Here is a 15,028-nt window from a genome sequence, read left to right as displayed (position 1 = left end):
TATCGGTCCATAACCGTAATTTGTTTAGTAGGTCCCCGGATGCACTGCATACCGGGGATTTTTTTGCCGGCAATGAAAAAGGCAGCCCTAAAGCTGCCTTTCCCACTTGTATGAAAACTCCTGAATCAAAATTATTTCACTTCTGTAAAGCGTATTGCCGTGCCACCGCCTGAAGCAAGGTTTACTTCAAGCACGGTTTTGCTTGTGACCGTTTTGCTTTCGATGGTTACAGGGTACGGATTGGTTTTGTAATCGGCTCCTGCGCCATCAGCATATATCTCGGCCTTGTATGATTTCCCTGCCTCCAGGAAGTTCAGCGGCACGCTAAGCCTGCGTGCATCCTTGTTGGTGATAGCGCCCATGTACCAGTCGCTGCTGTTCCAGTCCTTGCGGGCTATTACTGTATACTCTGCAAGTTTAGCATCGGGTACCGTAGTTTCTGACCAGATGCATGGTACCTGCTTTACAAATTCAAATTCGCGCCTGCCTTCATAATTCTCCGGCAGGTCGGAGGCCATTTGCAACGGGCTGAACAGTACCACATATAACGCTAGCTGGTGCGCCAATGTAGTATTTACCTTCGCGCCCTGCGGCAGCTTGTAATCAAATCCAAAGTTGCCCGGCGTATAGTCCATCGGCCCCGAAAGCATACGGGTAAACGGTAGCAGTACGGTATGGTCTGTAGTGTTGCCGCCATCGTCAGACCATGCGTTGTACTCCTGCCCCCTGCCGCCTTCCCAGCTCATCAGGTTCGGGTAGGTACGCTGTAATCCCGTGCCTTTTACCGGTTCATGGTTATCAATCATGATCTTGTATTTCGCGGCCGTCTCCACCACCTTGCGGTAATGGCGCACACCGTACTGGCTGTCGTGCCATTCCTTTTTGTCGAGATATTTATTTACATAGCCTGTTTTCACCGAATTCACACCCAACTCGTTGTACAGCTTAAAAGCATCTTCCAGCTGGCTTTCATAGTGCTTTGCCGCGCCTGCCGTTTCATGGTGGCCGATGAGGCGTACGTTCTTAGACTTGCCATACCGTGTAATCTCTTGGATGTCAAAATCAGGGTACGGCTGCGTAAAGCTGAAAGCCCTGCCATCTGCCGTCCAGTCGCCGTCCCAGCCTACATTCCATCCTTCCACCAAAACACCGTTAAGGCCGTGCTTTGCGGCGAAATCAATATATTCTTTGGTGATCTTCGTTGTTGCTCCGTGCTTTGGCCCCTGCCCCCATGAGAATTTCTCCAGGTGCATGCCCCACCAGATACCGATGTATTTGGACGGCCCGATCCATGAAGTGTCATTAATTTTAGACGGCTCGTTAAGGTTCAGCATCAGGGTAGATGTAACCAGGTCGCCCGGCTTCTTGCCCACAATAACTGTACGCCATGGTGTTGCAAAAGGTGCCTGCGCGTATACTTTAGTCCCGTCTGCCCATGGCACCAGTTCACTGGTGTAGGTGTTGCCTTTACCTTTGAGCAGCGTCATCGAAGCATAATCTGTAAGTGCCGCTTCGTGCAATGCCAGGAACAGCCCGCTTTTGGTCTCGAAAGTAGCAGGTGTATTGATGGTATCGGTTTTACTCATGGCCGTTTTTCGGTAATGGCTTTCGTAGTAGCTGTTTTCCCGGTGTACGGGTATCCACCACACATTTTCATCGGCAGGGAATACAAATTGAGTAAGCTCATTGGAAATCTTCACCTGGTTTAAGTTGGGCTGCTTTGGGAACGAATACCTGAACCCTGCCCCGTCGTTAAACACCCGGAAGATAATGTCCATCTTACGTTTTTGCCCACCGGTCTCCTCAAGATGAATGGTGAGCTCGTTATGATTGTCCTTTATCTTTTTGAACTCACCCCACGGTTGTTCCCATGTTGAATCTACCGTATTTTTTTCAGTCGAAAGCACCCTGAAGCCGTCGGTCATTTTAGGAAGGCCGTCAAACTCAAAGCCCATCAGTGAGGGCTCAAGCACTTTCTTCCCGCCGGATGTAAGCGTATATTGCGGCTGACCGGTTTTGGTCAGGCTAAAAGTAACTTCGTTATTTTTAGACGGGGAAGCAACTTTATATGTTTTTTGGGCGCTGCACGACAGTATCACCAGCATGATGGCTGCAATGCATTGCCTGAATGGTATTTTTTTCATTATAATTAGTGGCATTTAATTTAGTCTATCTCATCAAGCTGTTCAATGGCCTTATCGGGCTGCATTGATACGAAAAAGCCAAAAGCCCTGTCCAGCTTTCGTTGTATAGCCGTGTTGCCCCTGTACTGCTTTCTTAATTCAAACAGCCTGCTTATCTTATCAAATACATTGTTTCCCGCTACACCTGCAAAGGCTTTTACCTTTTCTACATAGCTGTAGCCGAATTCCTGGGTTGGCTCGATCATGGTACCTTCGCCAAAGTCATTCCACGTGATCAATTGGAGGTAATCGGTACCCGAGGCTGTTGCCATGGCCAGTGTCTGGTCCAGCGTATTGCCATGCGGGATGGTCCAGCCAATTGCCGCACCGCCGCCGCCCTGGGCATAATAGTCGTTAAAGCCGGGGTAAGCGCTGCCCATCGAGAATCCCAGTGTGGGCACCCTGTTGGCATAAAAGTTTGATATGTGCGTATTGTCCTGGTACACCCATGAGTATTCGCCGGCCGCATTAGCCCCTGCCTCCGCCGATTCATACCACAGGGTCAAAAAGTGCGGCTTGGGGTTCAGGTTGGCAAACGCATTGGTCCAGTTATCCGGACTGGTAAGTGTTATCGGCCCAAAGTTGAGCAATAGCGGCTTGCCGTCTATCTTAATGTATTCTGCATCGTTAAAATAGTTGTTCTGCATATAGGCCATGTCTGCCTTTGCGGCAGTTACTGTTGCCGGTGCAAGGCCTGCGTCTACAATGTTTTGCAGGAAGCGGTCTTCATACACTATCGCATACTCCAGCCCCACTTCATCAAGCATTTCGATGAGCGCCTCGGAATTGTCCCTGTTAATGCGGTAATCATTCAGGTCATACGTGCCATACCAGTTGATGAGCACACCGTCTACTCCTGCATACTTCATCATGAGCAGGTGGTTCTCTATCACATCCTTGTCGCCCGAATGGTAAGGCCCTATCAGCGGATAATAATGTGCGGCGATTTCCCGCTTGCCATTGGCATCCATTATGTCAGGGTTTTTGTTGCCCATCCTCCAGTGGTAGCCCCATTGGCCGTCAGGACTGCTCTCTTTGGTTTCAAACCACGGCATGTAGTGCATGTAAATTTTTGTCGTGTTGCTTTTTGTTACCGCAACGGGATCAAATGTCTCAGCAGGAGGATTGCCGCCGCCGGACTCATCCTTACTGCAGCTTGACGCGAAAAAAACATTCACGATCCCGAGAAGTAACAATAATCTGTATTTGTTCATTTTAATTGAATTTTGATGCTTTTTAGAGGGTAGTTCATGAAAAGCCCTCCTATGGGCCTACAATATAAAAACCGGCCCTCCATGAACTAACCCAAACATGGAGGGGCCGGCATAACCTAACTTAATATTGCGGATTCTGGGTCAGATTGGTATTCGTTGCCAGTACCGTTGCCGGTATAGGGAATATCGCCCTGTACTGCGGTGTGGAACCTTTTTCCCACCATGGCTGGAAGTAGGTGCCAAACCTGATGTTATCGGTCCTTCTCCTGCCTTCGAAGACGAATTCGCGAAGCAGTTCCTTGTCTATGAAATCAAGGTCGATAGTACCCGGAGTTTCCAGCCCGGCACGCTCCCTTATCTGTTGAACGAACGGCTGTGCCAGCCCCGGTGAGCCCAGGCGCACATAGCATTCGGCCTGCATCATCAGGATCTCGGCATAGCGTATCACTACAAAATCGTGGTCGCGTTCCCACTGCTCGCCTGCCTTCATCTCATACTTGCCCAGCCTTACGCCTTCGTTCTGTTTGGCATCGGTCAGGTTCACATCTTCAGTATAGCTTAATGGCTGCCCGCTGTCCATGATAATCACCTGGCCTGTGGCAAGGTTGATCTGGTCGCCCTGTATCATTGCTTTTTTCCTCCTGTCAAGGTCATCAAATGACGAATACACACCCGGCTGCGCACACATACCGTTGGCACTCCAGGGATAATCCCCTGTTGCCGAAATGGTAAACCTGTGCAGGTAGTGGCAGCTCATAGATGACATGTAGTTACCTACGGTTCCGGCTTTTTGGTCGTATGGTATGGCAAATATGATCTCTGGCGAGGTATGGTTCTCTGTTTTGAAACTCGCAAAGTAATCAGGAGTCAGGCTGTAACCGGAAATGTTTTGGCACATATCGATGCAGTCCTGCCAGCGCGGTTCGCCAATGAATGCCTCTGAGTTGAGGTACAGCCTTGCCAGCATCGCATAGGCCACATTTTGTGTGAATTTCGAGTAAATGATCTGTGATGGCAGGTTTGGCAAGGATTCCAACAGTTCTGTCTCCACAAAATCGTATACCTGCTGACGGGTTGAGTTAGCAGGGAGTGCCTGGTCTTCAAAATCGGTTACGATAGGCACGTTGCCGAACATATCCAGGAGCATATAATAATAGTATGCCCTTACCGATCTCAACTCTGCATAAATAGGCAGCTTTGCCTCATCAGAAAGTCCTGATTTGTCTACCTGGTAAATGATGGCATTCACCTTGGCGATGCCTGCATAGCAGTACCTCCATGCCGAAAGGAGCATCCCGTTGTCGGATGTCCATTCGTGGCGCTGCACCTGTTGGTAACGCCCGCCGTCAAACCAGTCGGTGCCGCGGGTTGGTATGGTTGCCTCGTCAGAAGCTACCTCGTTCAGGAAAAACACATACTCACAGGTGGGGTACGAGTTGGAAATACCGTCGGCAAATCCCCTTAGCGAGGAATATGCCCCGCCCACCAGCGCCTGTATCTCGCTGGGGGTCTGCCCAAAATTATCGTCCGGTACCCTGTCATACAAATCCTCTTCCAGATCGGTACACGAAAAGGTGAATAGCATGCTAAAAAGTATTGCTGCTGTTATCTTGGTTCTCATTTTTCTTAATTTATAAGTTAGCAATTCTTAGTGGTTCAGCGTAAAGTTCAATCCCAATGAGAAAGTCCTCGGACGCGGATAGTTATTGAACCTGTCTATGCCAGGGTTGGCAAGGCCGGTGTTGTCTACCTCAGGGTCTACGCCGCTGTAATCAGTTATTACAAACACGTTCTCGGCCATTGCATACAGCCTCAATTTCGATTCTTTCAGCGGAAGTGTATACCCCAAAGTCATTGTCTGCAGCCTGAAGAACGAGGCATCTTCCAGCCAGTAGCTTGAGAAAGCCGGAGCCGATGTAAGCGGGCTGCCTACAAAATCATCCGTTATGTTGTAGGCCGGCATCCTGTTCGGGTCGTTCAGCATCATGTTGGTAGCATTAAGCACCTTCTGCCCAAACATTCCGTAACCTGTAAAACCAAAGTCAAAGCTGCTGTAGGTAAAGTTCATCCCGAAGCCAAGGGTAAAGTCAGGCTGTACATCGCCAAGCACCCTGTCGTCTTCGCTAAGTATCTGGGCGCCGTCCTCATCCATGCCCAGGTACTGCTTGCCGTAGAAGGTTCCCACCGCATAGCCCTCATCAATAATCTGGGCAAACTGGTTGGACATACCCGCAAGCCCGTGGAGCGATCCGCTGTAAATACGGTCGGTCTCATACACCTGATTGCTTAGCTTTTCTATCTTCTGCTTATTTTTTGCAAATACCATGTTGGCATCCCATGTAAACTTGTCGTTGTTGATGATGTTGGCATTCAGTGTAAGCTCTACACCTTTGTTCGAAAGCTCACCTACGTTGGCCAGCATTGTACCTACAAGATAAGGCGGCTGCGGTACCTGGTAAGTGTAGAGCAGGTCCTTTGTATTTTTATTGTACACTTCAAATGTACCGGTAAGGAAATCGCTTACGCTAAAGTCAACACCAAAGTTCAGCTGAGTGGTTTGCTCCCACTTCAGGTCAGGATTGGGGTTTTGTGTAGGCGAATACGCAAGGCTCCATGAGCCTGTGGCAGGGTCATAATAGCTGTCCTGGCCCACGCCAAGGATGGAAAGCGACTTATATTCGCCAATGCCGTCCTGGTTACCTGTAACACCATAACCTAACCTAAGTTTCAGGCTGTTGATCTTCAGGTTTTCTTTTACATAGTTGAAGAACCCTTCCTCACTAATGTTCCATGCCACTGCAGCCGATGGGAATACACCCCATTTGTTGTTGGCTCCAAAGCGGCTAGAACCGTCTCTCCTTATCGTACCGGTAAACATGTATTTCCCGTCGTAACCATAATTGGCACGCCCAAAGAATGAAACGAGGTTTGACTTTCCTTTGTAGGAGTAAACATCTCCAAGGCGGTAGCTGTAACCGGCTCCAAGGTTGTTGTAGCCAAACAGGTCGGTTTCATATCCGCTGCGCTGTGCTCCAAAGCCTTCGTACATGTTCTCAAGGAACGAGTAGCCTGCAAGCGCGCCCACACTGTGCTTGTCGAACACCTTGTTGTAGCTCAGGAATGCCTCAAGCTGCGTAGTCAGGTATTCGCCGTATGTTTTTTGGCCATATCCGCCTTCGGTCATGCCTTCCAGCACTGCATACGATGGTTTGTAAACGTTATTCTGCAGTGCATTGTGCTCTACAGAAGTGTTTACCACACCCTGGAAACCGTCAAACAGGTTGACCTCGGTCTTAAAATAGCCCAGCACCCTGTGGCGCTTGCTGTCAGCTGTCCTGTTGTTCAGTATCTCTACCGGGTTTTCATACAGCGTTCCGCCTACCGAAGTATAGCTGCCATTGGCATTCCTTACCGGGATGGTAGGGTTCAGGTTGAACGCACGCTCAAAAATCCTGTAGTCCAGCGGGTGCCACTTGTCCATGTTGGCAAATACACCCACGTCAAATTTCAGCTTCCTGTCCCAGGCATACTGGTAATTGCTTACGTTGATGCTGGTCCTTTCCAGGCCTGTAGTTTTTATGATACCCTCGTTGTTCAGGTACGAAAGCGATGCGCGCAGGCCGCTGTTTTCAGTGTTAGACGTAATGCCTAATGTATGTGTTTGCGTAAAGCCTGTTTGCTGCAACTCTTCCTGCCAGTTGGTATTTCCGCCATAGTCAATAGCGTCGGCAATGCCGTTATCACGCACATACTGCCTCCACTGGTTGCCCGAAAGAAGGTCAAGGTTGTTGGATGCATTGGCAAAGCCCATAAAGCCATTATAGTTGATGGAAAGGCCCTGTGCTCCTTTTCCACCCTTGGTGGTGATGATGATAACACCATTGGCACCCCTCGAACCGTAAATGGCCGTTGCCGAAGCATCTTTCAGGATGTCGATGGTTTTGATGTCTGCCGGCTGTACGATGTTGATATCCACACCGGCTATACCGTCTACAACCACCAGCGGGTTGTTGCTTGCCGTTAGCGATGTACCTCCGCGAAGGCGTACAGAGCCACCGTTTGCAGGGTCACCACTGCCACGCACTACCGTTAATCCCGCTACTTTACCTTGCAACACAAGTTCTGTAGATGGTATGTTACCTTTTACAAGGTTCTTTTCCGATACGGTAGATATGGAACCGGTTAGATCCGACCTGCGCATGCTGCCGTAACCCACTGCTACGATCTCAACGGTATCAAGCTCGGTAGTACTTTCCTCAAGGCTTATGCTGAGGGTATCGCTTGTTGATGCGTCAACAACTATTGTTTGCGTTGTAAAACCTATAGCGGAAATTTCTATCGTACTGCCAAGGGTTACCTCAATGGCAAATTTACCATCGGCATCAGTAGCTGTCGAATTGGAAGCGCCTGCCTCCCTAACCGAAACACCGGGTATTGGCATTCCACTGCTTTCATTTACAGTACCCGATACCAGCTTTTTGCCCTGGGCGAATGCCGCTCCGGACAGTAAAAGCATGAACATCATGAGTACCATTGATGCTGCCCACCTTCCGGGGGCTTTATTTGTGCCTGTATTGTTCATCAGATTTGGTTTTTGTTGATGGTTGTTAGTCTGCTATTTTAAGCGGGATGGTCGTATCGGTTATTGTATGGTCCAGATTGTCCTTAACCAAAACATGAATCTCAGTAAGGTTCTGCTCATTCTGCAAACCGGTTACAAGGTTTACAAAACCTTTTATTTCGGCCATCGTACCGGTAATTTCACCTGTCAGCACGGTATTGCCGCCTGTAACCGTATAAATCAGCTTGTTCACCCCTACCTCATTGTTTTTACGGATGATGCCCAGGAAATCCCTTTTGCTGATCTGCAATGGGAAAAAGCGAAAGTCCGGTGGCGGTGGCGCTACATATTCTGCAGCATAAATGATCTGGTCCGGCGATGTGCCTGCCCAGTCGCCCTTAACAAAAAGGAAAGTAATGTTTTCCATCACAAACCCATCGGGAGCATTGTAATATACCTTAGGTACCAGGTCCATTTTCCAAAAGCCGTTGCCAAGATTCTTAAGCCTGGTCTTCTCAACGATTTCAGGCAGCCACGCTTGGTATTCCTGTAAAAGTGCCCAGTTGTTCAGCCCGCTGTGGAAGTGAACGCTGGTGGCATCTTCAAAACCCGGAACCAGGTTAGCGTTGAACAATATGCTCACGCCACCGTCGAGCGTTGGCTCTTCGGGGTACGAACGAATAATCTGGTTGGCCGTATAAAACGATGAGAAATCAGTATAAGGCATGTTGCCTACCTCGCTCTGCATAGTACCGGCATCGTCCTTGAGGCGGAACCAAAAGCCTGCGCTCGCCGCAATCTCCGCGGGCGTTTTAGAGAAATATACAGTCGGCGTAAGCGTAAAGCTCCATACCATATTGTCTACATAGGTCAGTTTAGCAAAGTCGGAAGAGTTTTCCCAGTTGCCTGCATCCGGTTCGGATGGCGACCATATCCAAAGGTAAACATCCTGGTTGGGTGCAAATGTGGTTGTCGAAAGGTCAAAGTACCAAGTGACCTGTTCGTCATATTTATATACTACAGGATATGACCACATCCTGTTTATCGACCCGGCCGCTGTTTGGGCCTTCATGGCAGAAGGTGCAAGCATCAGGGCGAAAAAAAGTATAGGTAGAATTTTTTTCATCTGGTTTTAGTTTAAAGAATTTAACCTGAATACATAGGATACGAAAGGTGTACCATCAGCTGTCCTTACCAATTGTATCTCCATTTCGCCGTTGCTGCCCGGAACAGAGGTAAGCCTGAGCTCATCTGTTTTTTGTGTTTTGGCAGCATCGCTGTACAGGAATATATTAATGCCTCCGCTATTAGTGGGCTGAAAAGCCGCGCTAAGTTCCCAGTAACCGCTCGGGTCAAAAAGGGGCGGCAACTCGCCGGTAACCTGGTAGGTTGTTGGCTCGATGTTCTCGTCAACGCTGAAGTTGATCTGGAAATTTTCATAGTTGAACAGCGTGCTCAGATTCTGCTCATTGGGCTGGATGTTGTTTGCCTTGGCAAATTCATCAACCATTTTCAGGTTCATCAGGCCCCAGTCACCGTTCATTTTTTCATAAACGGTAATTGGGTCTACACTGCTTCCGTCGTCCTGCTCATCGCACCCGACAAAAGCCAGTGAGCATAAAATGGCCGCTAACCCGTACGTAATTTTGCGTCTCATAATTTTGTTAGTTAAGTTTGGTAAATCGTTTTCGTGAAACTTTACAGCGAAGCTATGTGTTAAAAAAAACTAAATAAAGAAATACATAAAAAATCAAGGTACTAAAACGATTTATTTTCTTTTAGAAATCTAAATTTCAGGTAATTAAAAATTATAAGCACCCTAAAAAATCAAGTAGCTATACAGGTCTGTAAAGTGCTGTTTCCAATTGAAAAAATAAGAATTTGCTATTTTTATAAGAAAAAAAATCAGGATAATTCACTTTTCTGCCGCTATTTGGCGGATAGTGAAATTTTACACTATATTTAGCCATTACAATCATATTATGATGTTAGATTCATAATGTTGATTTTTAAACAGATATGCCTCATGCGTTTTATAATTTCCTTACTGATGCTGCTATCCCCTGCCCTTTTGGCGGCACAGGATGTCGAACCTTTGCTTAAAGAGCTCGACAAGGCGCTTACGAATAAGGAAATCTATGTAAAGCAAAAGTACAGCCGGATAAATTCGTTTAAAAAGAGCATAAGGAAGTTTACCCTCAACAGCGACAATAAAGGTCTTTATGAAAATTATATATCGCTTTTCAATGAGTATAAGTCTTTCAAATATGATTCCGCCTATTATTACCTTGAAGAGGCAAAAAGCGTAGCTTTTTTGCTTAAAGACCGCCAGGTACTCGACCATACACGCATTAAGGAAGGATTTGTACTGCTGTCATCCGGATTGTTTAAGGAGGCTATCGATACACTGAATGTGGTAGATGAGGGAAAGCTCGACACGCAAAACCGCTTCAACTATTTTTCTATAAAGGCGCGTGCCTATTACGACCTGGCCGATTATAACCGCGACCAGCGCTACAATATCACCTATATACAGCAAGGCAATGTGTATCTCGAAAGAGCATTGGCATTGGTAAAGCCAAACACCAATGAATACTGGGCCACCGAGAGCCTTAAGCTCATGAAGCAGCAGGACTGGAAAGGTGCCGAAAAAGCTTTTTCCCACTGGCTTGAAAATTTTGACCTGCCTGTGGAATATTACGGGATTGCGACATCATCACTGGGCTATATTTATTCAGAGCGGGGTGATATGCAAAAAGCCATCCACTACCTTACCATGGCTGCCATTGCCGATGTGAAGAATGCCACAAAGGAAACAGTAGCGCTGCGCAACCTCGCTAATGAGCTTTTTAAAATGGGGTATCTGGATAAGGCCAACCACTACATTAACCTGGCGATGGATGATGCTACTTTTTATGATGCACGCCACCGCAAGATCGAAATTTCGACCATACTGCCCATTATCGAAAAGGCACAGCTCAACAAGGTAAATGAAAAGAACGATATGCTTGAGAAGATCGTTATACTGCTCACGGTGCTGGCGATCATCATTATATTGTTCCTCATTATCATCTTCAGGCAGCTAAAGGAACGCAATGCTTCACGCAAGGCCATGGCTGCATCGTATGCTCAACTTCAGGAAATGAACAAAAGTCTGAGCGAAGCCAACACGATTAAAGAAGAGTATATTACCTACTTCATAAAGGCAACATCCGACCTTATCAATAAGCTGGACCATTTGCAAAAGAGCAGCATCCAAAAGGTCATATCCAAAAAAACGGAGGAACTCCTTTCCCTGTTGAAGCGGTACGATGTTAAGAAAGAACGCGAAGACCTGTTCCACCAGTTTGATGCTATCTTCCTTAGGCTGTTCCCGACCTTTGTTACGGACTTCAATTCCCTTTTTTCAGAAGACCATAGGAGCATTGTAAAAAAAGGCGAACTCCTCAATACCGAAATGCGCATTTTTGCGCTCTATCGCCTTGGGATACAAGACTCCAGCCAGATAGCAGATTTCCTTGAGCTTTCGGTTACAACCATTTATTCATATAAAACCCGCATCAAAAGCAAATCCGATCATAAGGAGGTTTTTGAGGAAAAAATCATGGGGATAAAGTCGATTTAACGAATGGAACACTGATGGGACGGATTTTCACGAATTTTAATCATATTTAGTGGCTATTTGATATACTTACAGGCTTTCAGCCCTCAAGTCCAAACTATTCCAACAAATGAGCCTGAATTCGTGAAAATCAACCACACTACGTCTTACGCATTCCATAATTTTCTATTTTTAGAGTTCCAAACAAACATCACTATGTCTTCACGATTATTTACAGCCCTGTTCTTGCTGGGCTTTACCACAATTTTTGCACAGGAAAACCTCATTGTCAACGCTTACAATCGTACTGCACAAAGCCTAAATGGCGAATGGAATTACATTGTAGACCCGTACGAAAACGGCTACTACAACTACCGCTACGAGCCATTTGACCAACAGGAGAAACCGTCAAAAAGCGCTTTTTTCATGAATGGCAAACAGGCCGATAAGACCGAACTCCTGGAATACGACTTTGATAAATCTCCTGTCATGAACATTCCCGGCGACTGGAACACGCAGGATGAGAAGCTATTCTATTATGAAGGGACGGTTTGGTTTAAAAAGTCGTTTGATTATACCGGGAAAGCAGGCAATAACAGGGTATTCCTTTATTTTGGTGCGGTAAACTACCGTGCTGATGTATACCTCAACGGGAAAAAGCTGGGTACGCACATTGGCGGGTTTACCCCATTTAATTATGAAGTGACCGGCCTGGTGAAAGCAAAAGATAATTTTGTGGTGGTGAAGGTCGATAACAAGCGCTGCAAAGAATGCGTACCCACCCTGAACACTGACTGGTGGAATTACGGAGGCATCACACGGGATGTGCAGTTAGTGGAAGTGCCGCAGACATTCGTCAGGGAGTACGAATTGCAGCTTAACCATAAAAATAACAGGCAGATTAGCGGGTTTATTAAGTTGGACGGCAATGGAACCAATAAAAAGGTGACAGTAAATATTCCAGAACTTAAAATAAATAAAGAATTTACTGCTGATGCCAATGGCTTGGCGCCTATTTCCATAGACGTAAAAAAATTACGCAACTGGTCGCCGGAAGACCCATACTTATATACTATTAGCTTGTCGTCCGGAGATGATATGATAAATGACAAAATAGGTTTCCGAACCATTGCTACCAAAGGCCATGATATCCTGCTCAATGGCAAAAGCATTTTCCTTCGCGGCATCTGCATCCATGAAGAGAGTGTGGCGGGGCAGAACAGGGCGCATTCCCCGGAGGATGCCAGGCAGCTGCTTACCATGGCTAAGGAACTTGGATGCAACTACGTTCGTCTTGCCCACTATCCCCACAACGAACACATGGTTCGCCTTGCCGATGAAATGGGATTATTGGTTTGGGAGGAAATACCGGTATACTGGACCATCGACTGGAAAAATGAGTCCACCTACAAAAATGCCGAAAATCAACTGACTGAAATGATAACCCGCGACCGCAACCGTGCATCGGTAATAATTTGGTCGATGGCCAATGAAACACCAAGTACAGATGCACGCAATGCATTTTTAGGCCGGTTGGCGAAACAGGCGCGCACCCTCGACCCTACCCGCCTTATCAGCGCGGCACTCGAGCAAAGCAGCCCTGACGGCAACCCGCTGGTAAAAACCATCGACGACCCATATGCAGATGTGGTTGACGTGCTGAGCTTTAACCAGTACATAGGCTGGTACGACGGCCTGCCCGAAAAATGCAGCCAGGTAACATGGAATATCACGCAGGATAAGCCGATAATCATTTCCGAATTCGGGGCCGATGCCAAATCCGGATATCACGCCGACAAGCTGACGCGTTTTTCTGAAGAATACCAGGAATATCTTTACGAAGAAACCCTGAAAATGCTCGGCAAAATAAAGCAACTCCGCGGCCTGTCGCCGTGGATACTCAAGGATTTCCGCTCCCCCCGCAGGCAGCTACCGGGATTGCAGGACGGCTGGAACCGCAAGGGATTGTATAGCGAAACCGGCAAAAAGAAAAAAGGTTTTTATGTATTGAAACGATTTTATGAGGAAAAATTGAAACAGGATAAGTAACGATACGGTATAAACGGAATGCTTTCTGTATCAAAGTAATAAACATTATGCGAGACATTAGGGCATTGCCTCTCCATCAACAGTTTATAAACTAAATCCTGTTTTCCTGTAACATTTCTTTCTGCTATTCGTCCTTTATATAATCAGCTGGCAGGGATTTGGCAACAATTAAACATTTGTTTAATTTTTTTTGGACACGTGTTGTTTACGCTTTATCTTTGCGCCAATCAATCATCATCAATCATAACTCTTCCTTAACGTAAGGGGGAGTTCATCAATCAAAATGGAAAGAGTAAAAGTTGCCTGTCTTGGCGACAGTATAACCCAGGGCACGTTCAGCTACGACTGGATAGGGCAGTTAAAGAAAGCACACGATCTTAAAGACTATGAATTCCTGAACTTCGGCAAAAACGGCAACCTCGCCTACAATGCCTGCCTGCGCGTTGACGATGTTATAGCTGCAAAACCGGACTATATCATGGTCCTTATAGGTACCAACGATGTCAATGCTATCCTGACCCCGGCCAATACTAAGCGATGCCTGTCCAGCCAGGGCCTTCCACAGGTACCTACGCTGGAATGGTATGCCGAAAACCTCGAAATTATAGTAAATAAACTTCAGGAATATACCAATGCCAGGATCGCATTGTGTACATTACCAATTTTAGGCGAAGACCTTACACACGAAGCTAATGTAACGGTAGCAAAGTATAATGTTGAAATAACCCGCATCGCTGGTCTGTATAACACAGAGTTGCTCGACCTCAACCAAAACATGGCCGACTATTTAGCCGCCAATCCGCCCGCACAGCCTGTAGCACCGCAAAAAAGCCTTACCTTACTGGCAAAAGCTGCTTTCAGGAGATTGGTGCTTCGCGAAAGCTGGAGCAGCATATCGGAGCGTCATGGCCTTGTGCTTACCACAGACACCATCCACCTGAATGAGACAAGCGGACGCATGCTGGCCGAACTTGCAATAAGCTTTGTTGCCGGCCCGGCAGGAAGCTTCTTTTGGCCGCGCCCATCGGCAGCGATGTATGAGCGGTACAGGATGCAATTCTCATTTTAAATGTTTTATTTGCATATGAAAAACACAAAAAGGCAGCTCATGACGGGCTGCCTTTTTGATGATATATATAGTGGTATAGAGGCCTTAAGGAACTTGTGTGCCTAATGGATTTTCGTTCTTTCCGCCACCTGTTCTTACTACGGTGTCGCCATCTTTTTCAATGACAGTATCCATCACCGGATTTTTTGGCGCTTCGGATTCAGGCACTATACCTGTCGTATCGTTCATCTCTGTTGTAGAATCGGCATCCCCTTCCTTTTTGCAGGAAGAAAATGAGAGCGCAGCCACCAACATTGAGCTGAAAAGTGCGCCCTTTAAAATCGTATTTCTCATAATTATATTTTTTTTAGA

The 15,028-nt window shown here is 46.9% G+C and carries 10 protein-coding genes; 3 read left to right on the top strand and 7 right to left on the bottom strand.

What is annotated here, in order from left to right; translation table 11 throughout:
• Positions 1-131: 131 nt before the first annotated feature.
• The 6 genes from OGH69_RS07910 to OGH69_RS07885 form a co-directional block, all read right to left on the bottom strand.
• The gene (locus OGH69_RS07910) at positions 132-2,144 is read right to left on the bottom strand and encodes a glycoside hydrolase family 97 protein (RefSeq protein WP_265173919.1); all 2,013 of its coding nucleotides are present in this window, start codon (positions 2,142-2,144) and stop codon (positions 132-134) included.
• Between the two features lie 20 nt (positions 2,145-2,164).
• Entirely contained in the window at positions 2,165-3,397 is a 1,233-nt protein-coding gene (locus OGH69_RS07905; RefSeq protein WP_265173918.1) for a glycoside hydrolase family 99 protein, read from the bottom strand.
• Positions 3,398-3,518: 121 nt separating this feature from the next.
• Positions 3,519-5,018: a RagB/SusD family nutrient uptake outer membrane protein gene (locus tag OGH69_RS07900; RefSeq protein WP_265173917.1), complete on the bottom strand. Its 1,500-nt coding sequence runs from the start codon at positions 5,016-5,018 to the stop codon at positions 3,519-3,521.
• Between the two features lie 27 nt (positions 5,019-5,045).
• Positions 5,046-7,979 (bottom strand): SusC/RagA family TonB-linked outer membrane protein, encoded by a 2,934-nt coding sequence (locus OGH69_RS07895; RefSeq protein ID WP_265173916.1) that lies wholly within the window; start codon positions 7,977-7,979, stop codon positions 5,046-5,048.
• Positions 7,980-8,004: 25 nt separating this feature from the next.
• Positions 8,005-9,084 carry a hypothetical protein gene (locus tag OGH69_RS07890; RefSeq protein WP_265173915.1) on the bottom strand — a complete coding sequence of 360 codons (1,080 nt, stop codon included), beginning with the start codon at positions 9,082-9,084 and terminating at the stop codon, positions 8,005-8,007.
• A 6-nt stretch (positions 9,085-9,090) separates the two neighbouring features.
• Positions 9,091-9,615, bottom strand: a complete 525-nt coding sequence (locus OGH69_RS07885) for a DUF5004 domain-containing protein (protein ID WP_265173914.1) — start codon at positions 9,613-9,615, stop codon at positions 9,091-9,093.
• 369 nt (positions 9,616-9,984) lie between these two features.
• Between OGH69_RS07885 and OGH69_RS07880 the strand changes: the two genes are divergently transcribed.
• The 3 genes from OGH69_RS07880 to OGH69_RS07870 all read left to right on the top strand — a co-directional run bounded on the left by OGH69_RS07880 (position 9,985) and on the right by OGH69_RS07870 (position 14,677).
• On the top strand, positions 9,985-11,583 hold the full coding sequence (locus OGH69_RS07880) for a DUF6377 domain-containing protein (protein WP_265173913.1): 1,599 nt from the start codon (positions 9,985-9,987) through the stop codon (positions 11,581-11,583).
• 192 nt (positions 11,584-11,775) lie between these two features.
• On the top strand, positions 11,776-13,608 hold the full coding sequence (locus OGH69_RS07875) for a glycoside hydrolase family 2 protein (RefSeq protein WP_265173912.1): 1,833 nt from the start codon (positions 11,776-11,778) through the stop codon (positions 13,606-13,608).
• 283 nt (positions 13,609-13,891) lie between these two features.
• A complete protein-coding gene (locus tag OGH69_RS07870; RefSeq protein ID WP_265173911.1) occupies positions 13,892-14,677 on the top strand; it encodes an SGNH/GDSL hydrolase family protein in 786 nt (261 codons plus the stop codon).
• A gap of 84 nt (positions 14,678-14,761) precedes the next feature.
• Here the strand turns inward: OGH69_RS07870 and OGH69_RS07865 are convergent, their stop codons facing one another.
• Positions 14,762-15,010 carry a hypothetical protein gene (locus tag OGH69_RS07865; RefSeq protein WP_265173910.1) on the bottom strand — a complete coding sequence of 83 codons (249 nt, stop codon included), beginning with the start codon at positions 15,008-15,010 and terminating at the stop codon, positions 14,762-14,764.
• Between the last annotated feature and the right edge of the window lie 18 nt (positions 15,011-15,028).

This window comes from Flavobacterium sp. MFBS3-15 (assembly GCF_026107645.2).
GTDB lineage: Bacteria > Bacteroidota > Bacteroidia > Flavobacteriales > Flavobacteriaceae > Flavobacterium.
This window is presented reverse-complemented; position numbering and strand designations above follow the sequence as displayed.